Raw genomic sequence first — 21,037 nt, forward strand, 5'->3', positions numbered from 1 at the left:
ACGCCATGGAACATTCCATCTCCACCCCTTCGCTCTGGAGTTACGGCATTGCGTGCCTGACTCATCTACTGTTCGCATTGCACCTGCTGCGCTGGCGCCATGGCAACCTGCGTGACCCGGTCGACCTGGCACTGCTCGGCGCCACATTGGCGACGGCGCTCTGGGCGGCCGAAGCCTTTCTCCTTGCTTTGCAGCCGTTGTCCTTCCTGTTCATCGCCCATGCCATGTTCGACAGTCTGCGCTATGCCGGCTGGTATGCCTTCACGATTCTGTTATTGCGCACGGCGACATTGGCCAGCGGACGCGCGCAACCTTTCCAGGCACGCTGGCCCTTGGCCGTCGGCCTCGGTATCGTCGTGGCGGCATTGGCGTTGCAGATTCTGCTCGCGACGGGACTATTGGCGACCGAAGTCGCCTTGCGTGGGGCACAGTACGCCGCACTGGCACAAAGCGTCTTCGGTCTGGTGCTGATCGAACAGCTGTTCCGCAACACCACCAGCGACTCGCGCTGGCACATCAAGCCACTGGGTATCGGCCTGGCGGCAGTCTTCGGCTTCGATCTCTATTTCCACTCCACCGTCCTGCTGTTCGGCCAGGTCGACAATGACAGTTTCACGGTGCGGGGACTTGCCACCGTGCTCGTCCTGCCACTGATCATTCTGACGATCTACCGGACCCGGGCGCGTAAGCTGCGCATCGCCGTTTCGCAGAGTGCCGCCTTCCAGACCACTTCGCTCGCGATCGCCGGGATCTATCTGTTGATCGCTGCCGCCGCCGGCTATTACGTCCGTTACCTCGGTGGCAGTTGGGGCGGCGCTTTGCAAATCGCGCTGCTGTTCGCCGCCACGCTGCTGATGATGGTGATGATGTTTTCCGGCACGATGCGGGCGCGCATCAAGGTGCTGGTCGGCAAACATTTCTTCCGCTACCGTTACGATTATCGCGAAGAGTGGCTCAAATTCACGCGCACCCTGTCCTCAGGCGAGAGCGCGCAACAGGTTGGTCAACAGGTGATCCGCGGCCTGGCCGACATGGTGGAGAGCCCGGCGGGAACGCTCTGGTTGCGCGAACCAGAAGGACGTTTTTACCGTCAGAGCGCCCGTTGGAACATGCCGGAATGTTCTGCCAGCGAACCCACGGACGGTTCTCTGGTGAGTTTCCTCGAAACCAGCGGCTGGGTGATCGATCTCGAGGAATATCGTTTCCGCCCAGGCCGCTACCAGGGGCTCGACCTACCCGAATGGCTGCTGGACACGCCGAACGCCTGGCTGATCGTGCCGCTCAGTCTTCCGGGCGAACTCGTCGGCTTCGTCATTCTCGCCACCGCCCGCGCGCCGCTCGACATCAATTGGGAAGTGAATGACCTGCTGCGCACCGCCGGCCGTCAGGCCGCCGCCTTCCTCGCCCAGCTCCAGGCCGCCGAAGCCCTGCTCGAAGCGCGCAAGTTCGATGCCTTCAACAAGATGTCGGCATTCGTCGTGCATGACCTGAAAAACATCGTCACGCAGCTGTCGCTGATGCTGAAGAATGCCGAAAAGCATGCCGGCAACCCGGAATTCCAGCGCGACATGATCGAAACGGTCGACCATGCCGTGACGCGCATGAAGCAGCTGATGATGCAGCTGCGCGAAGGGACGAAACCGGCCGATGGCGCATGCGGCGTCGATCTCGAAGCCGTCGCGCGGCGTGTCAAGAAGGCGAAGGCCCATCTGGCACCGGCCGTCGAGGTGAAGGTACGCACTCCGGTGGTCGCTCGTGGCCATGAGGAACGCATCGAACGGGTGATCGGCCATCTGGTGCAAAACGCCCTCGATGCGACACCTGCCGAGGGGCGGGTGTGGATCGACATCGGCCGCGAAGGCAGCATGGCGACGATCGAGGTGGGCGACACCGGCCATGGCATGTCGCCGGAATTCGTGCGCGAGCGTCTGTTCAAGCCGTTCCAGACCACCAAACAGGCCGGCATGGGCATCGGCGCCTATGAAAGCCGTCAGTACATCCAGGAGCTCGGGGGTGACATTTGCGTAGAAAGTGCCGAGAATATCGGCACGCGCTTCCTGATCCGGCTGCCGCTGATCGAAGTCTCCAAATCATCCGACCTGCAACAGGCTGAGCTTTCATGACAAACGGAAAACCGCGCACCCTGCTGATCGTCGAGGACGATCCCGCCTTGCAAAAACAGATGCGCTGGTCGTTCGACCAGTACGAAACCCTGGTCGCCGCCGATCGCGAGAGCGCCCTGAATCAGGTGCACCGCCATGCCCCGGCGGTGGTGACGATGGATCTGGGCCTGCCGCCCGATGCCGACTCGGTCACCGAGGGTTTTCTGTTGCTCGAACAGCTCCTGCAGATCGCCCCCGATACTAAGGTGATCGTCCTCACCGGCCAGAACGACCAGGCCAATGCGCTGCGCGCCATCGGCATGGGCGCTTACGACTTCTTCGCCAAGCCCTTCGAGCCGGAAATCCTCGGCCTGACGATCGATCGCGCCTTCCGTCTCTATGAACTGCAGCAGGAGAACCGCCGTCTGCAAATGTTGCAGCCGCCGGATGCGCTGGGTGGCCTGATCACCCGCGATCCTGAAATGCTGCGCATCTGCCGCACCATCGAGAAAGTCGCCGCCAGCAATGCCACCATTCTGCTGCTCGGCGAAAGCGGCACCGGCAAGGAGCTGCTGGCACGTGGCCTGCACGCCGCTTCGCCGCGGAGTGGGGAACGCTTCGTGGCCATCAACTGTGCGGCGATTCCCGAAAACCTGCTCGAAAGCGAACTGTTCGGCTACGAGAAAGGCGCTTTCACCGGCGCGGCGAAAAGCACACCGGGCAAGATCGAGCTGGCACATCGCGGCACGCTGATGCTCGACGAAATCGGCGACCTGCCGCTTGCGCTGCAGGCCAAGCTGCTGCGCTTTCTGCAGGAGCGCGTGATCGAGCGCGTCGGCGGCCGCCAGGAAATCCCCGTCGATGTGCGCATCGTTTGCGCGACCCATCAGGACCTGAAAGCGCTGATCCGCGAAGGCCGCTTCCGCGAAGACCTCTATTATCGGCTGGCCGAGATCGTCATCAACATACCCCCATTGCGCAACCGCGTCGGCGATGCCGCGCTCCTCGCGCATGCCTTCGTACGCCGTTATGGCGCAGAACAAAAGCGCAACCTGACACTGGGTGAAGATGCCCTGAGCAGCATTGCCGCCCATAGCTGGCCCGGCAATGTGCGTGAGCTGGAAAACTGCATCAAGCGCGCCGTGATCATGGCCGATGGCAGCGTCCTGACGGCCGCCGATCTCGGCCTGGAAGCCACCGAGACTGAACCCTTGAATCTGGACCTGCGCTCGATCCGCGAGGAGGCCGAACGCAAGGCAATCCTCACCGCGCTGAGCCGCAGTAACGGCAACGTGGTGCGCACCGCCGAACTCCTCGGCGTCAGCCGTCCGACACTGTATGATCTGATGCACAAACTCGGTCTGAAGGCCTAAGATCGTGTCATTCTTCCAATTCCGCGCAGCGAGGCACACCATGACTTCCCTCTCCCATCGTACTCTGGCCATCGCGACGCTCGTCGCCGCTCTCGTCGGCACTGCCTGCGGCGATTCTCCCGAAGCCATGCTCGCTTCGGCGAAGGAGTATCTGGCCAAGAACGATCAGGCAGCGGCGACGATCCAGCTGAAGAACGTGCTCGCCAAGAATCCCGATTCGGCGGAAGCCCGGTTCCTGCTTGGCAAAGCCCTGCTCGAAAGCGGCGACGTGACGGCCGCCGAAGTCGAATTGCGCAAAGCGCTCGACCTCAAACATCCTGCCGACCAAGTGGTGCCATTGCTCGCCCGTGTGCTGCTCGCCCAAGGCCAGTTCAAGAAACTCGACGAGCTCGCCAAGACCCCCATCGCTTCTGCCGAGGGATTGGCCGACCTGAAAACGACGCTCGCGCAAAGCCTCGCGATGCAGGGCAAGCCCGATGCCGCACGCGCGATGCTCGACGAAGCACTGGCGGCGAAGGGCGATTTCGCGCCCGCCCTGCTCGTCAAGGCGCGCATCAAGGTGGCCGACAACGATCTGGCCGGTGTGCGCGCGATCATCGATGGCATCCTCGCCAAGACGCCACAGGATGTGAATGCCCTGCTCTTCAAGGCCGACCTGTTGAATGTCGAAGGCAAGACGGCGGAAGCCATCGCCACCTACGAACAAGCCGTCCAGCTCAAGCCGCAGGCGCTCAATGCCCATGCCGCGCTGATCATGATCCATCTCCGCGAGCGCCAGCCGGACAAGGCCGCCAGGCAACTCGAGGCGATGCAGAAGGTGGCGGCCAAACACCCCTTGACTTACTACATGCAGGGGTTGCTGGCCTTCAGCAAGAAGGATCTGCCGACTGCGAAGACTGCCGTCGACAATTTGCTGAAACTCCAGCCCGACAGCCCGCAAGGGCTGCAGCTCGCCGGCCTGGTCGCCTATGAGAGCCGTTCCGATCTCCAGGCACAGGATGCCCTGCGCAAGGCGTTGCAAAAGGCGCCGGGGCTGGCGCTCGCCAGGCGCACCCTCGTGCTGTCCTATCTGCGCAGTGGCCAGTCGGCCAAGGCCGTGGAAACTCTGCAGCCGGTGCTCCAGGGCAAAGATACTGCACCCATCTGGCTCGAACTGGCGGGCAACGCCTATCTGCAAAATGGCGATGCCAAGACTGCCGAGGAATATTTCCAGCGCGCAGCCAAGATCAATCCGCAGGACAAGAAGACGCAGACTGCGCTGGCACTCGCGCGCCTGCGCGGCGGCCATGCAGCCGAAGCCTTGGACGAACTCGAGGAAATCGCCGCGACCGATACCGGCACCAGCGCCGACATGGCGCTGATCGTCGCCAGCATTCGGGCAAGACAGTTCGACAAGGCCCTCGAAGCGATTGCCCAACTGGAAAAGAAACAGCCAGACAATCCGGTGGTGCACAACCTGCGCGGCGGCACCCTGCTGGCGAAAGGCGACCAGGCTGGTGCGCGCAAGAGCTTTGAAAAAGCCTTGACGATCAACCCGGCCTATCTGCCGGCCGCGAGTGCGCTCGCGCAGATGGATCTACGCGCCAATCAGCCGGAACAGGCTCAGAAACGTTTCGAAGCGGTGCTGGCGAAGGACCCGAAGAACGTCCAGGCGATGCTCGCGCTCGCCGAACTGCGCGCGCGCACCGGGGCCAAGTCCTCTGAGGTGATCGAACTGATCAACCGCGCGATCGCCGCAGCCCCCACCGAGCCCGCGCCGCGTCTGGCGTTGATCGGTGTCCATCTGCGCGACCAGAACAAGGACAAGGCCCTCACCGCGGTGCAGGGAGCCCTCGCCGCAATTCCCGACCGGCCGGAACTGCTCGATGTCGCCGGGCGCATCTACCAGATGAACGGGGATACCCAGCAGGCATTGACCATTTACGGCAAGCTAGCAAACCTGATGCCGACCTCGCCGCAGCCCTATCTGCGCATGGCCGAAATCCAGCTTCTCGCCAAGAATCGGGAAGGCGCACGCAGCAGCCTGACCAAGGGGCTGTCGATCCTGCCGGATTCGCTGCCGCTGCATCGTGCACTGATCCAGCTCGACCTCGATGAGGGCAAACTCGACGCTGCGCTCGCCAAGGCGCGCGAAATCCAGAAAAGCCAGCCGCAGCAGAGCATCGGCTACCTCTTCGAAGGCGATGTGCATGCGGCGAACAAAGCCTGGGCACAGGCGGCGAATGCCTATCGCAACGGACTGAAAGCCGCGCCGGCGACGGAACTCGCGCAACGGCTGCATGCCGTGCTGCTGGCCGACGGCAAGGCCAGCGAGGCGAAGGCCCATGCCGACGCCTGGCTCAAACGACACCCGAAAGACAACGGCTTTCGCCTTTATCTCGCCGAACAGGCGAACCGGCGCAAGGATTACGCGACGGCCGCGACACACTATCGCACCCTGTTGGCCGCCGAACCGGACAATCCGGCGCTGCTCAACAATTTCGCCTGGACGCTCGGGCAGATGAAAGACCCGCAGGCCATTGCATTGGCCGAGCGCGCCAACACGCTCGCGCCGAACCAGCCGGCGATCATGGATACGCTCGGAATGTTGCTCGTCGACCGCGGCGATGGCAAACGCGGCATCGAGCTCCTCGCCAAGGCGGTCGAGCTGCAACCGCAGGCCGCCGGTATCCGGCTCAACTATGCGAAGGCCTTGATCAAGACGGGTGACAAGACGACCGCTCGCCAGCAGCTCGAAGAGCTCGCCAAGCTCGGCGAACGTTTCCCGGCGCAAGCGGAAGTCGCGGAGCTCCTGAAGAAGCTGTAAGGCGATGCGCTGCAATTCCCTTTTCCGCCTTTGGCCTTTCGCGCTTCTCGCGCTGGGTGCCGTCCTGCCAGCGCCGACTTTCGCGAGGGAGGATCCTGGCCCCGGACATTGGCGTCAGATGCGTGAGGAAGCCCGCGCCTATGAACATGGGGAAGGTGTGACCAAGGACCCGGCGAAAGCCTATGCGCTGTATTGCGCGGCGGCGAAAGCCGGCGATGCGGAAGCGCAATACAGTCTGGGCTGGATGATCGCCAATGGCCGCGGCGTGCCACGCGACGATGCCGTCGCCGCCTACTTCTTCAGCCTCGCCGCCGGACAGGGGCACGAACCCTCGCGGCAAATGCTGCGTTTCGTCGGTGCGCCGACAGACAAGACTCCGGAATGCCTGCGCGATCCGCCGCCTGCCGCAGACCTGGCCGATGACATCGAATTCAGCAGCGAGGAGCAGCGCCGATTGGCCGAGCTGGTCAAGCGTCTTGCTCCGGAATACGGTATCGAACCGCGGCTGGCACTCGCCATTGCGCGCACCGAATCGAATCTCAACCCACGCGCCGTCTCGCCGAAGAACGCTCAGGGTTTGATGCAGCTGATCCCGGAAACCGCCGTGCGCTTCAACGTCAAGAAGCCCTTCGATCCCGAACAGAACGTGCGCGGCGGCCTTGCTTACCTACGCTGGCTGCTGGCCTATTTCCGCGGCGACGTCGCCCTTGCCGCTGCGGCCTACAATGCCGGCGAAGGCGCGGTCAACCGCTTCCTCGGCATTCCGCCTTTTGCCGAAACGCGCGAATATGTGAAGCGCATCCTGGAATTCTTCCGCCGCCACGAACACCCGTACGACGCCTCGGTGACGGAGCCTTCGCCTGAACTACCGAAGATCCTGCACCGCCTCTCCAGAGTCCGATCATGAAGCCGCGGCTTCCCGGGCAGCGGCTCTTTGCGCTGCTCTTCTGCCTGATGCTCGCGCTGCCGGCGCGAGCCGGGCTGCCCGACACGATCGAACGCATCAAGCCCGCGCTGGTCGTCGTCGGCCTCTACAACAAACTGAAAAGTCCCGCCTTCCAAATGCGTGGCACCGGCTTCGCCGTTGGCGACGGCCGGCTAATCGCCACCAACGCGCATGTCGTGCCGGAAACCATGGGAAACGAGCCCGGCCAAGATCAGCTGGCCATCCTCGCCAGGTTCGGCAGCGAGCGACGCGTGATCGCGGTTCGCCTGGTGACGCGCGATGCCGACCACGACCTGGCACTGCTGCGCTTCGATGGGCCACCGTTGCCTACCGTGACGCTCGGCGACTCCGATACCGTGCGCGAAGGCCAGGCCGTTGCCTTCAGCGGCTTCCCGATCGGCAGCGTGCTGGGGTTCTCGCCGGTCACCCACCGCGGCATCGTCTCCTCGATCACGCCGATCAGCGTCCCTGGCAATACCGCCAGCCAGCTCAAGACGCCTTCGATCCGCAGCCTGCGCTCTGGCCCTTTTCCCATCTTCCAACTCGATGCGACTGCTTATCCTGGCAACAGCGGCGGGCCACTGTTCGATGCCGATACCGGTGAAGTGATCGGCATCCTCAACATGGTGTTCATCAAGACGACCAAGGAAGCCGTGTTGGAAAAACCGTCGGGAATCAGCTATGCGATCCCGATAAAGCACCTGAAAGAACTGATCGGTGCCGAGAAATGAATCCCTCAGCCTGCTTGGCCGCCGACGGCTTCCTGGGCGTTTGTAGCGTCATCGACCCGCTTTTCCGGCAACAAAGCCTTGCGGGACAGATGATAGACAAGCAGAAAAAATGGCATGCGCAACCAGTGTGAGCGGACATAGAGAGCGAATCGGGCGGCAGGCGTCCCGAAACGGCGACAGGAGGCATGTTCCGGTTGCAAGGCACGCATATAGCAAAAATCCATCGCCAGACGAACGGCAGCGGCCGGCTGGCTGATGTTAGCCAGTACTTGTTCGGGCATGGGTGTACCCAGGAGCCGATGCGTATACCTCAGTGCATAGAACAACGGCCGTTCCAGGCCGAGATCCCTTGCCCTTGGCAGAAGGTCCGCCCAGAAAGCGGCATTTTTGCCGAAATGGCGCAGGAGCGCATCGAGATCGAACAAATCCCGCAAACCGTTGTGCAATTCCCCCTCGTGGAAGAGGTGGGCAGCACTATGCAGCACCATGTCGATCGGCTGCAGGATGAAAAAATTCTCATGGGCCGACAGCGGCACCGGAGCATCCCACAATGCGGAGGTATTCACCTTGATACGTGCCGTCAACGGCAGGATGGCGTGATGCACGTCGATGACCGTACCGCGCTTTTGATGCATCAACGGCGGGATCTCATGCATCCATTGCCGGTAATACCGTTGATAGTAGGCATCGTGATGGCTGCTGCTCCAACCATGCCGAATCAGTGCCGCCTCGGCGTGATCGATGCGTTCTTTCGGGACGAGGATGTCGACATCCGAAAAGACCCTGCCCCTGGCCGGCGGAAGTTCAGCCATCACATAAGCTGCGCCCTTCAACAATACGGCAGGAATATCCTCTGCTGCCAGAGCCTCATGGATACAGCGAACCTCCCAGCGAATCGCACGTGCCTGCTGGTCCGCAACTGCCAGAGCGGAGAACAGATGGGATCGTGGCGCCTGGGGAACCCTCTCCAGTAGCCCAAATGAAGCAAGTTCGGCGGCGAGCTTGCCGAGGAGATTCGCACGGCGGCCCTGGCGCACGAGCAGATCCCATTGTGCCGCTGTCAGCGCCAGCGAACGCTCCGGTTGTAACAGGGTTTGCGTGATCAAAGCCGACATGTCTTCAATCTGATGTGGACGCAGCCAAAGAATCGAATGCCTGCATGGCGTCTTCGAGATCGCCGTAGCTGAATTCGTAGCAATCGCAGCCATCGATCATCCGGGTAATGATCTCGAATCCCCTGCGCCCGTGGATATCGTAATTGAAGGATTCCTGGGCAACCCTGAGACAGGTCTGCCCCTTGCTGAATGGGAGGAAAGTCGCTGGCGTATCGGGCAGATACTTCGGAAATACGACCCAGGCCGGCACGGCCACTTCGTCGATGCGCCGAACGCTGTCGGCAGGTGGGCGCATCAGCGCCACCATTCCCTTGCGTGTGTCATGTACCGGTGATGTCATCACGCATTCAGGAACGAAGCGCCTGATGATCTCGATCGATCGATTCTTGAGGTTGATCGGTCGCGCCAGCGGCACGAGCTGGCCGGTATCGACCGCCAACAAGGCCAATTCATCCGAGAGCAGACGCCAGCCACGGTTGACCAATGCGGCACAGAGGGTGCTTTTCCCCGAGCCTGGTGGCGCGGGCATGATCACTGCTCTTCCGCCACGTTCGATCACCGCGGCGTGGATGATCAGGAATTGATGGGCATGCGAGGCGATGCACCAGTTGAGCCCCCATTCGAGCATCGGATAAGCCTGATCCAGCGGTAAGGGATGGAACGTTGGCATGCCGTCGAAATGAAAATCGACCTGAGGCCTGATCCAGCGTCTGAGCCCCCTTGCGCGTCGCAATTCGATATGGAAATCCGCAAACGAACCAGGCTCTGCGACCGAGAAATCCGCATACATTTGGAGTAGCACATCGGCTAGGCCAGGGGCGTCGCTGCGTATGGATACGACAAACGGCGAGAGCTGCAACCAAAGCCCTTCCGCCCTCAAGCTGGCAGTAATTCGTGAAAGGGTCGAGTCGGCCAGCCTCAATCGTCTCTCAGCTCCAGAAGACCAACCGTTTCGAGGCGGGTGAGTGTCGCGTGAATGTAGTCGCGCGAATGCTCATCGATAGGCAGTTCGAAGCTCGAAGCCAAATGACGGACGATTTCCTCACGCGGCCGCACCGAATCGGAAAGATACACGAGGACTGCCAAGGAAAGGGGGTCGAGCAGATGGGTATCGCCAGAGAGCACATCATAGGCGACGGCCTCGTCTTCCCAAGACTTGACTAGGAAACGACCAGTCCGATCCAGCCCGAAACGGAGTTCCATGTCAACGATCGCCAGACGTAAACAAACAAACCGCGCACCAGCGCGGTTTGTTTTCCGAGATGGCTCGGCGAATATGCTTGAAGCTCTTTTTCAGCCAAGCAACCAATTGGCCTGGAGATATTGTCTGATTTGCGACCGTCCCCACACCACATTATTGACGGGATCACTGTAGCTCCCCGTCGCCATTTGCTGCAGTTGCACCAAGGTCAGGCAGTTATTGCGCGCCACCGGATTGTATTGCAGATTCAGCCAGGCAGTCACGATGTCCCGTTTGAAGCCTGGCTGCAGGTCCTTGATTTTCGTCGTATCACCGGCAAATGCACTTTCAAGTCCCGGAATCTGCTGTAGCTGGGTATTCTTGGTTACACCACCTGGCAACTGACCTTGATGTGCTTGCCAATAATCCTTCCAGCCCGAAAAGGTCTTGACTCCATTGATGTCGAAGCCGGCTGGGTCGTCCCAATGGGGATCATTCCGTGGCCGATGACTGGCGAAAGTCAAAGACCCACCCGCCGATGGCGATTTGCAATGGCAAGCCAGAACCGAACGGCTCGACAAAGTGAGCACCACCGGCGCGACCACCGTGCCAAGCTTCAGCAAACGGCGGCGACCTTCACTCTTGGCGACCGGTCGTTCCTCGTCAGGGGAAAGGGTCGGATTTTCAGAAGTGTTCATGATGCGCCTTTGCTCTACAACGTCCCAAATAATGCCTATTACACATTAAGCAAATTTTACGCCAGATTTTAAAAATTCACCAAAAACAAAGCATTGACAAATCATTCTCGCTGTTGGTGTAAGAGTTTTCGACACCATCACTGAGCACCTTTACCTCCCACCACGACCCCCACTGTTTCGAACAGGATCACCAGATCGAGCAGTAGGGTATGATTTTTTACGTAATATAGATCGTATTGCAATTTCTGCGCCGCATCGTCGACGCTCGATCCATAGTGGTAGCGCACCTGCGCCCAGCCGGTCACGCCGGGCTTGACGCTATGGCGCACGGCATAGAACGGAATCTCCTTGGTCAGCTGATCGACGAAATAGGCACGTTCCGGACGGGGGCCGACCATGCTCATGTCACCCTTGAGGACAGAGAACAATTGCGGCAGTTCGTCGATGCGCAACTTGCGGATGATGCGTCCGACTCTCGTCACGCGTGTATCGTTTTTCGACGCCCAGCGCGGGGTGCCGTCCTTCTCCGCATCCTTCTTCATGCTGCGAAACTTGATTACGTTGAACAGACGGCCGTTCAATCCCACCCGCTCCTGGCGATAGAGAATTGGGGGACCATCCTCGATCAGGATGGCCAGCGCGGTGATCAGCATCAAGGGTGAGAAGACGATCAGCAGGAGCGTCGCGACGACGATGTCGAAGATGCGTTTGACCACCGTCCGCCCAGTGTTTTGACGAAAACCGTCGCCGAAGATCAACCAGCCGGCACGCAGCGCATCGAGACGGATCTGGCCCAGCATGCGCTCGAAATGGCTCGACATGTCGAGCACCAGGACCCCCGAAAGACGGCAGTCGAGCAATTCGCGCAGCGGCATCCGGCCGCCGCGTCGCTCGCCGATGGCGACGACGATCTCGTCGACTTTCAGTTCATTGACGACATCGACGAGGCTTTTCTCTCGCGGAATGAGCATCTCCTGCGGCACCATCACCGGTTCGCTCGGATGTCCCGGATAAAACCCGACGATACGCACCGTCTGGTCCTCCTTGCTCAACGAGGCCGCAACCGATGCCGCATGTTCGCCAGCGCCGAAAATCAGCAGACGCAGCGTCACCAATGCGCGCTGACGCCGGTGGCTGGCCATCACCCGATAGCTCAGCATGCCGAACAGGGCCGCCATACCGGACAGTTCGAGCAGATTACGGTCGGCATTGACCGACGGCAGGATCAGGAAGATCACATAGGCCACCGGGATCGACAGGTGCAGCGACAGCACCGCCCGCGCGCGCGAATCCTCGATCGTCCGGTCGTGGATGCGCTGATAGAAGCCCAGCCAGGCATTGATCGCCAGCATCACCAGCGACAGGATGGCCGCGTAGATGGCGACCAGTCCGTAATCAACCGGCAGGCCGTTTTTGACCCACATCACGGCGACGAGAATGCCGACGAAGACGAAGCCGAAGTCGAAAATCACCTCGAGCAGAGTATCGGGGCGAAAAGTATGCCCCATCGTCTTCAGCGGCATGCCAGCTCCTCAGAAACGAACTAGCGCAATGATAACCGATGCCTGGGGCATCATTGCGACGAGCGCAAAACCTACACCCCTTGGCGCAAGGCCTCGGCAATCTGCATGCGGCTGACCTTGCGTGCCGGCAGGATCGAGGCGAGGGCTGCTGCCAACAGCCCGGTGAGAAAAGCCAGACCGATCACCTCCGGCACCACCAACACCTTGGAGATGTAGCCCTGATCGGCATTCGGCGGTGGTGGCATCGGAATGCCGACTTGCGAGATTGCCAGCGCCAGCACGACACCGATCACGACCCCCAGCAGACTGCCGATCAATCCGAGGCAGACGCTTTCCGTCACGATCAAGCCGAATACCCGAGAGGCGCGATTTCCCAGCGCCAGCATGGTGCCGAACTCGCTGACGCGCTCGAAGATGCCGATATTCACCGTGTTCGAGACAGAGAGCAGCAGCATCACCAGAATGATGGCGGTGAGAAATCCAAATTGCTGGCGATAGAGCGTCACGGTCTGGTTGTAGAACTCGTCGAGATCCTGCCAGGTACGCAGCTCGAACTCTTTTCCGGCGAACTGCCGGCGCAAGGTTTCTGCCGCAATGCCGGTGGCCGCGGTGTCTTTGAGCAGCAGCACGCCGAGCTGCGCGCCCGGTGTCGCCAGCAGCTCCTGTGCCGCCGCAAGCGAAATGCGCACTGCACGCGCGTCGTAATCCTTCGAAAAGGTCTGGAAGACGCCGACGATTTCGAAATCGAGCAGATTCGTCGCCCCCCCAGGGGTGCTGACCAAGAGCGATGCCGTATCGCCAGCGCCGAGTTTCAGCGCCTTGGCGACGCCGGCGCCGATCATCATGCCGAAGCGGTCCTGGTCGGTCATCCGCCGCCCCGAAACCACTGTCAGATAACTCGCCAGCCGGGCTTCGCGATCCGGCTCGACCCCCTCACCGATGATCGGCCAATCGCTGCGGCCATTGCCCAGCAAGCCAGAAAAGCCGAGGCGAAACATCACGTCCGCGACACCATCCATCGCAACCATTTGACGACGTACCCCTTCCACATCGTCGATCAGGTAACGCTCGGGCTGCTGGCTGCCATACTCCCAATAACCGCGCCGCGCCACCTGGATGTGCCCGGTGTTCGAGCGGATCGTCGCCTCGCCGGTCTCGATGATCGTGTCCTCGATGAATCCGCCCGCCAGGATCAGGGCCACGACACCGAAGACGATCGACGCCAGCGTCATCGCGGTGCGGCCGCGGTGACGGAAGATGTTGCGCAACGCCAGTTTCAGCAATCCTTGCATCGTCTGCCTACTTGTTCTTGCGCAGCGCATCGACGATCATCATGCGCGAGGCTTTCCAGGCCGGATACAGACTCGCCAATACCGTCGTCACCACGGCGATACCCATCGCCTCTGCCGCAATGGTCGGGGTCAGCAAAATCCGGGCGACGTAGCCACGGGTCAAACCGGGCGGCGGCGGCATTTCGATCCGCAACGCATCGACCCCGATGCTGGCCAGCCACGCCAAGAGCAAGCCGCTGATGCCGCCCAGCAAGCCGATCAACGCGCCTTCGGCCAGGAACTGGTTCAGCACGGCACGCCGCCGCACCCCCAGCGCCATCATCGTGCCGATCTCGCCGGTGCGCTCCATTACGCTCATCATCATCGTGTTGCCGATGCCGAGCAGGATGATCGCAAAGACGATGAAGCGCACCACGTCGAGTTGCTGGCGAAACAGATCGACCGCCCGCGCATAGAACTCGGCAAGCTGATCCCAGGTACGCACCTCGAACTGGCGGGGGTCGAACTGCCGACGCAAGGCTTCGGCCACGCCAGCGGTGTTTTCCGTCTTGTCGAGATACACCAGCCAGCTGTGAGCTCCGGACACCTTGAGCAGCTTGCGTGCGGCATCGATCGGCACCAGCAGCGCGCTATCGTCATAGGCCTTGCTGACCGATTCGAAAATACCGGCGATGTTGGCATCGATGGCGCTCAAACCGCTGCCAGGATTATCGACCAGGAGCACCACGGCATCGCCGGGTTGTGCCCCCAGTTGCAAGGCAAGCCCTTTGCCCAGCAGGATCTTGTTTCGATCATCCGCAGTCAGCTTGCGTCCGGCGACGATGCGCAGCGCCCGATCGCCCGTCAGATCGGTGGCCGGATTGAAGCCTTCCCCGATGAAAGAGAGCGTCGTTTCCCCCTTGCTCAAGAGACCCGAGAAAGCCAACCGCGCTCCCCAGGCGCGAACATGGTTTAGTTTTGCCAAGGAAACCGCGGCAGCGTCGTCGGGCAACAGGAAACGAAATGGATCGGCCCGCCCGTCCTCATGGTAACGAGGTCGCGTCACTTGGATATGCGCGTATTGCGATTCGATCGTCGCCTCGCGGAAATCGAAGAACATCCAGGCGATGTAGCCGTTTGCCACTGCCAGCGCAGCGATACCGAAAGCCACGGAGAACACTGCGATGAGCGCCCGCCGCCGCTGGCGCAGCAGGTTGCGCAGGACGAGGGGGAACAAGGCAAGGACGCGCATGGTGTGGAAAGCGAGCCTGGCCGATGATACCGAAGTTCCGCAGGGCACGAACCGATAAAGTCGGCGCTGGCGGGGCGGCACGAGCTGGCTACAACTCATTCACCCATCGATGCACCTTGCGGTCGGCATGGCGCTTGAGAAATTCGCGCGTTTCTCTCTTGAGCAGCCCGCGACCAAGCAACTGGACGATCTGTGTTCCTCCCATGTCGTTCAATTCGATGATCGCCGGCCCTCGATCCGTGAGCGCGAAATCCCAGTGATGCACCCTCATCAAGGGGAAGACTCTCCCGGCTTCCCGACAGATATCGAGCATCGTAGTCCAACCTGGAAGATGAAAGCCGAGGAAAGGATGCCCTGTCACTGGATGACGCTCGAGCAACTGTGCGGTCGGCCAAAAACCATTGACGACCCGCTCGACTCTCCCAGAGGACAGGTCCACCCCTGCCACCAAGTTGCCGTAAGCCCCCATGTGGAAGTTATCCACAGTGTTCGGCGGCACGGCGATCTTCCATGCTGCCGCAATCGGAATGACGCCGTCCGGCCCATTCAAACAGATCAAGCGTATGCCGCTGATTGCAGACCAACCCGTCAATTTTTCGATTTCAGGGGCGTTGCGCAAGATCTGCTGAAAAAGGAACCCACATTCAGGACGGTGATAACGTCGATCGACCGGCTCGTTGAGGCGTTTCGAAAACTCGGCTATCGTGATCGTACGACCGCCCGCAAGAAGCAGGCTGTCGTCCTCCCGCCGATAACCGAGCAAAGCGAGCGCTCCTTCGCCTTGCTGCGAATAGGCAGGTTTTGAATAAAGTGGATATTCGGCCTCCTCGCGCAAAAATTCCACGACCGATTCGATCGTGGCAAGATGCCTGCAGCCCGAGAGCGGCAATTTGCTAGCCGGATGGTAGCAGGCCAGGATTGGTGCCACCGGCAAACCCGCTGCTTGCGCAATCTGCGCAAACACCAGCTTATCCCATGCAGGCAGCACGACATGACGCGGGTTCAACGCGAAATTGAAAGGGTCTTGCAAGCGCCAGCCGAGAAAATCCGCTTGCCCTTCCCCTGACAAGTAATTTTCATCGTATAGCCTGAACCAGTAGTAGTCGGTAATGCCGCATTGACCACCGGCATGTTTCAGCGCCCATATTTCGCGCGCTTGGCTCAGCAAGCTCTTTCCGGTCTGCTTCTCAGCCAGGGATACCCATTCGCGGTATTCCTTCAGCCGCGCCAACAGATCATCGATACGCATAACATGAACATAAACGAAAAACGGCCCCGAAGGGCCGTTTTTCTTGGAGCGCACAAAACCGATACTACGTCACGCGTTCCTGCGACGACGCAGACCAGCCAGACCAACGAGGCCGAGACCTACCAGCGCCATCGAAGCAGGCTCAGGGATTTCGCGAATACGCATTAGCACGCTTAAATCGCTGATCACCCCTTCAGCAGTCCATACCGTGCAAACACCGCTACCGTCACAGCCCGGAAAGTTCGTGGAGGAGTTATGGAAGAGCCCAATACCAAAGTCTGCCTCAAAAGTCTTGCCATCAATCGAGAACGTGATTGGAGCGAAACTCGTCAGTTGAAACTTGAAGAGGTCATCACAGATACTATTGTTCGGAGCACCGGCAGCGCAGTCACCAGGCACATTGCCCACATTCATCGTCTCCGTAAATGTAATGGGTACCTGATGATATGGATCATTGTAAAGCCCTATAGACAAATTGGAACCAATCGTAGCTTTTTTAAGCGTGAAGGCACTACCGCTGATCGTGCTGTTTTTATGATACAGGGTGGTGATCGGCTGATACGCACCCCACAGACCGATATCAGCCCCAGTAGTCACACTCCCGGTCAGGCCAGTGACACGCAATCCGCTATAGACAGTATTTACATCGCCGCTAATGGTGAAGGGGTCAGTAAGCATCAGCCCACCGTTGTTCTTACTGGGCAGACCCCAAGCAATCGTATCGAAAGTTCCTACCGGAGGCGTCACGCCCGACAAATGCTCATACCAGCGAATACTGTCATCCGCACCTTGGTTGTCAGTGCTGGTCAATGATGAAGATGAAGTCTCGAAACCTGAGCTTTGTGCAAAAGTTAGGGTGGTTGGCGAGTAAGCAGCTTGAGCCTCTAAAGCACCAAGGGCGACTGATCCAGCGATGATCGTTGCAAGAGTGTTACGAAAGGTTTTCATTTGGTTGCTCCTTCTTTTGGGGTGTCTCATAAAAAAAGTACCTCCGACAGACGTTCTTAAGCAAACCCCATACCAGATAATTAACTGGCTGTTTTAGTTTGTATTTTTTTAGGATAGGCTTTTTTTCCTGGACCGACTGTAAATTATTCCGACAATTCCTCTGTCGCGAGACCTCCAGGTCTCTGCCTCCCGAGGTAATCAAACTTACGCTCATAGTCGATCGTTTTACCATAAGGGAACTGATCGTATCGTAAGGCATGGACCTCAACCACTGTTCCTAGCAGTTTGCTAGAGAGCAAAGTCTGCAACCTTTCAACAACAGTTGATTCTTCGATTGAAATATCACGTACTGATTGGATTTCCCATAAAAGCCGGTCGCCACAGAGGCTGATGTGATGCGCACCGCTCAGATGTCGGGCTATCAATGGATCGCTGTAGATCGCTTCCTTGAACAGATCGACATGCCCCCCACCCGGCAAACGATCCTTCGCGCGGCCATGCAATGCAACCACGGGAGCTGAGGGAAGCGGCAAGGCGGGGGCCAGGGCGGCCACCCGCAGGCGATCGATGAATTGCAGGCGATCACCGGTGGCATAACGCATCAGCGGCACGGGAGCCTTTTCGTCCATCACCGTCACGACCAGATCGCCCACTCCATGCTCATCTGGGTCGATCACCTCGACGAATGTCCGCAAGGGATTGAAAACCATGAAAGTCGGCGCTGGCGAGACGGCACTGTCCTGTCCTGTCAAATTTTTCGACAGTTCGGGATCACGGCTGCAAGCCCGTCGCAAGGCGATGGTCTCTCGCGTTTCGTTGAAAAGGTTCAGGCCGAGTTCGCCGACCCCCATCGAACTGCCGATCAGGCCGCTGGCCGGATCGTCGGGATCGATGCCCAACACGCCGGCGAGGTAATCGCGGAAGGTTTCGGGAAACGTTTCCTCGCCGACGATGACATGGATGCGAAAGCGGCGCCAGTCGAGACCGATGTCCTGAGAGTAGTCGCACAGTTTTTTCAGGAACAGCGGATCGCCACACAAGATGATCTGCTCGAACAGCGGCCCGGCCTTGTCCACGATCGCACAGGCCATGTCCTCGCGAACGCTGACATTGGCGATGCAAACCAGATTGGAAGTGAAAGTCACGCCCATCGGCAGGCAGTTGACCAGCAAGGTGCGGCGGCGACCGACGTCGAACGCGAGGTCGAGACCGAGGTCGATCAACCGTGCCGCGTCGCGCAGCTGCTTTTTGCTACTGAGACCAAAGGCGAAGCCATTCCCGCCATGCCCGGAACTGGTGATGATCAAGGCCAGATCCTCCGGCCGAACATCGTCGCAAAGCAGTTCGGCGAGGGGGAAGCGGCGGAAGGTATTGGCTTTTTCGAGGATCGGGCAACGGGCGACGAAATCCTCGACCGTCCTGACACTTTCCGGATCGACGCCGGCCTCGGCGAGCAAGACGCGATACGCCGCGCAAGCACGCGCCGCACGGCGGAAGGCTGGCAACAGCCATTTCTCTCCCGAACGAATGAGGCTTTCAGGGTCGGCAGCGGCGAGTCTTGCCTTGATGAGACGACGCTCGATGGCAGAGAAAAAGGCGTGCATCGACAGCCGCATCCGGGTCAGAGCTTGCCGAAATGCCCCAATTTGTATTTCACCAGCGTGGTGATCAGGAGCCAGTCGGAAATCGGTTCATCCTGGAACCAGGCGAGCAGGAAGCGGTTGGCGTTGTTGAGCGCGCTTTCGAGCTGGCGCAAATCGGCGAGATAGGTCGTCACCGGACCGTAATAATCCGTTTCCGGCCCCACCGGCACGAAATGGAAGCCCATGCGATCCAGCAGGCGGGCCAGCCCCTTCTCCATCGCGGCATACCAGAAACGAATGCCGTTTTGCCGACTGTAGCGATACATTTCCCGATACATGCCGAGCATGATCTGCGGGCTGCGATTACGCCGGTTGCGGTGTTTGAAGACATGCGGGGGTTCGGGAGCAATTTCGCTGGCGCTGCCATGCTGCTGGAATTCCCGCGTCACCCCCTGCAAGTTGTCGCCGGCACGCCGTCGATAATTCTTCTTGACGATCAGGCGAGAAACCTCGGCACACTGCTCCTTGGGAGGAAAAGCGAAGTCCGGGAATACCGCGCAATGCTCCTCGAAAGGGAAGATCTGCTCCCCTCTGGCCAACACCAAACGAACCGTGCCGACGATTTCGCCTTCGGCATTCTGCGCCGAAATGTGGATCGAGCGCTCGTCATACTCATCGGTTTCGAGCCCCGAAGGGTATGCGGCGGAATCGAGATACCGACATTCTTCGCAATACACCTCGTAGCGCAGACGGGCGATGGCGCGGAACACCTCCCCCTCCTCCTCCCTCGACAGCAGGCGACGAAAAGAGAAACTCGGCGCAAGCAGATCCCGCTTGCCATGATGGGTGAGTAGTTCAACCAACATTAGACCGTTTCATGAAAATACCTCAATAGGAATAGCGCAGCTCGGTATAGACCCGATCCTGCGCGCTGTAACGACCAAAATACCCCAGCGTCGGCCCATGGAACACGTCCGCCCCCACGACCAGCCGCCAGTTCTTCTCGAACATCCAGTTGAGCTTCGGCCGCAGCATCCAGTCGCTGCGGTTCAGGCTCGCGACCCAGAGCACCTCGGCTTCGAGTCCCGGCCGCAGTTTTCCATTCACCAATACACTATAGCCATTCTCACGCTTTTCTTGCAGCAAATCCGGATCGCGATGATTCGTCACGAGACTTTGAAAAAGCTGCAGGTTGAGGCGTGTTTCCGCCGGCAGGACGAAATCGAGCCCCACCACCCAGTCGAGCGTGTTCTGACGCGCGAGCCCATCGTCATCGGCAAGCCGCAGCACGGTCAATCCCCGACCTTTCGTATAGACCGCCTCGGCCTTGAGTACCATCGTGCCGAAGTCTTTCGCCAGCGTGCCGCCGTATTGCGAGATACGGTCATGGCGCGCCTCATAACTGATCACGCCTGCGACGCCATCGACCGTGCGGTAGAACGTCGGTGCCGCATCGGTGCTGCGGTAGTAGAACGCAGTGACGTCCCAACCGTTCTTCAGCCAGCCACCACGCAGACCATAGTTGCCATTGGCGGGGCGGCGCGAGGGCTTCTGTTCATTCAGATACCGCGTCGCATAACCCGGATATTCCGGCTGTGCCGGAAAAAATTCCGCCCCGGGCTTGCCGCTTTCATCGTAGCTCGGCACGGGAATCCAGAGGAGTTCGCCGTGGAAGTCGCCACTGAAATACTCGGCACGCGCCGCCCATTGGGGAATACGCATGATGTTGAATTCGGGCAGGATGAATTCGCGCATATCGCGTGCCGACACGACATCGGCAAAAAACAGTCCGACCATCTCTCCCCACACCACCTGCTGACGCCCGAGTCGGAAGTCCCAGTCGCCCGCGCCGAAATCGAGATAGTTCTCGCGCAGCGTGAGATTGAAGCGCTGGTCCTCCGCCACGGCACCCGGGTAATGATCCGTGACAGAAAAAACCGCGTCGTAATCGGCGCGCGCACTCATCTTCCACTTGAGCCCCTCCCCGAACCGTCCCTTGGCGCCAAACTCGATGCGCCCCAGCATTTTCGACCAATGCACGGGCCGGCTCGTGGTTCGCGCCAGTTCGAATTGCGCAAAGCCATGCACACCCTCCGCGCCTCCCGATGCCCCCTTCCCCGCAAGTGCAGCCTGTTGGGCATCATCCTTGGCCGCTTCACGCAACAGCGCCTCGATGTCTTCGGGAACCTCTGCCCAGACAGCGCCGATGAGCAACCACGCAACGGCAAAGAGACATCCGCTCTTCATCACCCTCTTCATT

At 59.9% G+C, this 21,037-nt stretch carries 17 protein-coding genes; 5 read left to right on the forward strand and 12 right to left on the reverse strand.

Annotated features, from left to right (window positions below; genetic code table 11):
* Positions 1-5 precede the first annotated feature (5 nt).
* From prsK to M52SOB_RS08210, 5 genes are all read left to right on the forward strand, one after another.
* Entirely contained in the window at positions 6-2,123 is a 2,118-nt protein-coding gene (prsK, locus tag M52SOB_RS08190) for an XrtA/PEP-CTERM system histidine kinase PrsK (RefSeq protein WP_131111398.1), read from the forward strand.
* Positions 2,120-3,475: a PEP-CTERM-box response regulator transcription factor gene (prsR, locus tag M52SOB_RS08195; protein WP_131111399.1), complete on the forward strand. Its 1,356-nt coding sequence runs from the start codon at positions 2,120-2,122 to the stop codon at positions 3,473-3,475. Before prsK ends, prsR begins: the two co-directional genes overlap by 4 nt.
* 40 nt (positions 3,476-3,515) lie before the next feature.
* Positions 3,516-6,281 (forward strand): XrtA/PEP-CTERM system TPR-repeat protein PrsT, encoded by a 2,766-nt coding sequence (prsT, locus tag M52SOB_RS08200; protein WP_131111400.1) that lies wholly within the window; start codon positions 3,516-3,518, stop codon positions 6,279-6,281.
* 118 nt (positions 6,282-6,399) lie between these two features.
* Entirely contained in the window at positions 6,400-7,188 is a 789-nt protein-coding gene (locus tag M52SOB_RS08205; RefSeq protein ID WP_284155044.1) for a transglycosylase SLT domain-containing protein, read from the forward strand.
* A complete protein-coding gene (locus M52SOB_RS08210; protein ID WP_131111402.1) occupies positions 7,185-7,958 on the forward strand; it encodes a S1C family serine protease in 774 nt (257 codons plus the stop codon). The genes M52SOB_RS08205 and M52SOB_RS08210 overlap by 4 nt, the downstream gene beginning before the upstream one ends.
* Before the next feature lie 5 nt (positions 7,959-7,963).
* Here the strand turns inward: M52SOB_RS08210 and M52SOB_RS08215 are convergent, their stop codons facing one another.
* The 12 genes from M52SOB_RS08215 to M52SOB_RS08270 all read right to left on the reverse strand — a co-directional run bounded on the left by M52SOB_RS08215 (position 7,964) and on the right by M52SOB_RS08270 (position 21,036).
* Complete coding sequence (locus M52SOB_RS08215; RefSeq protein ID WP_131111403.1) at positions 7,964-9,073, reverse strand: nucleotidyltransferase domain-containing protein; 1,110 nt, start codon at positions 9,071-9,073, stop codon at positions 7,964-7,966.
* 4 nt (positions 9,074-9,077) lie between these two features.
* Positions 9,078-9,995, reverse strand: coding sequence for an HprK-related kinase A (locus M52SOB_RS08220; RefSeq protein WP_131111404.1), 918 nt, complete (start codon positions 9,993-9,995; stop codon positions 9,078-9,080).
* Positions 9,992-10,276: an HPr-rel-A system PqqD family peptide chaperone gene (locus M52SOB_RS08225; RefSeq protein ID WP_131111405.1), complete on the reverse strand. Its 285-nt coding sequence runs from the start codon at positions 10,274-10,276 to the stop codon at positions 9,992-9,994. The genes M52SOB_RS08220 and M52SOB_RS08225 overlap by 4 nt, the downstream gene beginning before the upstream one ends.
* A gap of 90 nt (positions 10,277-10,366) precedes the next feature.
* A complete protein-coding gene (locus tag M52SOB_RS08230; RefSeq protein ID WP_131111406.1) occupies positions 10,367-10,951 on the reverse strand; it encodes a hypothetical protein in 585 nt (194 codons plus the stop codon).
* A gap of 137 nt (positions 10,952-11,088) precedes the next feature.
* Positions 11,089-12,474 (reverse strand): TIGR03013 family XrtA/PEP-CTERM system glycosyltransferase, encoded by a 1,386-nt coding sequence (locus M52SOB_RS08235; protein ID WP_284155045.1) that lies wholly within the window; start codon positions 12,472-12,474, stop codon positions 11,089-11,091.
* 71 nt (positions 12,475-12,545) lie between these two features.
* Positions 12,546-13,766 carry an ABC transporter permease gene (locus M52SOB_RS08240; protein WP_348542191.1) on the reverse strand — a complete coding sequence of 407 codons (1,221 nt, stop codon included), beginning with the start codon at positions 13,764-13,766 and terminating at the stop codon, positions 12,546-12,548.
* Positions 13,767-13,773: 7 nt separating this feature from the next.
* The gene (locus M52SOB_RS08245) at positions 13,774-14,997 is read right to left on the reverse strand and encodes an ABC transporter permease (protein ID WP_131111407.1); all 1,224 of its coding nucleotides are present in this window, start codon (positions 14,995-14,997) and stop codon (positions 13,774-13,776) included.
* 88 nt (positions 14,998-15,085) lie between these two features.
* On the reverse strand, positions 15,086-16,246 hold the full coding sequence (locus tag M52SOB_RS08250) for a sugar-transfer associated ATP-grasp domain-containing protein (protein ID WP_131111408.1): 1,161 nt from the start codon (positions 16,244-16,246) through the stop codon (positions 15,086-15,088).
* Between the two features lie 69 nt (positions 16,247-16,315).
* The gene (locus M52SOB_RS08255) at positions 16,316-17,194 is read right to left on the reverse strand and encodes a THxN family PEP-CTERM protein (protein ID WP_172601795.1); all 879 of its coding nucleotides are present in this window, start codon (positions 17,192-17,194) and stop codon (positions 16,316-16,318) included.
* Between the two features lie 143 nt (positions 17,195-17,337).
* The gene (locus M52SOB_RS08260) at positions 17,338-18,810 is read right to left on the reverse strand and encodes a phenylacetate--CoA ligase family protein (RefSeq protein WP_131111410.1); all 1,473 of its coding nucleotides are present in this window, start codon (positions 18,808-18,810) and stop codon (positions 17,338-17,340) included.
* A 5-nt stretch (positions 18,811-18,815) separates the two neighbouring features.
* Positions 18,816-19,643, reverse strand: coding sequence for a PEP-CTERM/exosortase system-associated acyltransferase (locus M52SOB_RS08265; protein ID WP_131111411.1), 828 nt, complete (start codon positions 19,641-19,643; stop codon positions 18,816-18,818).
* A 22-nt stretch (positions 19,644-19,665) separates the two neighbouring features.
* A complete protein-coding gene (locus M52SOB_RS08270) occupies positions 19,666-21,036 on the reverse strand; it encodes a DUF1302 family protein (protein ID WP_131111412.1) in 1,371 nt (456 codons plus the stop codon).
* Position 21,037 lies beyond the last annotated feature (1 nt).

Source organism: Sulfuricystis thermophila (assembly GCF_004323595.1).
In the GTDB taxonomy this organism is placed as follows: domain Bacteria; phylum Pseudomonadota; class Gammaproteobacteria; order Burkholderiales; family Rhodocyclaceae; genus Sulfuricystis; species Sulfuricystis thermophila.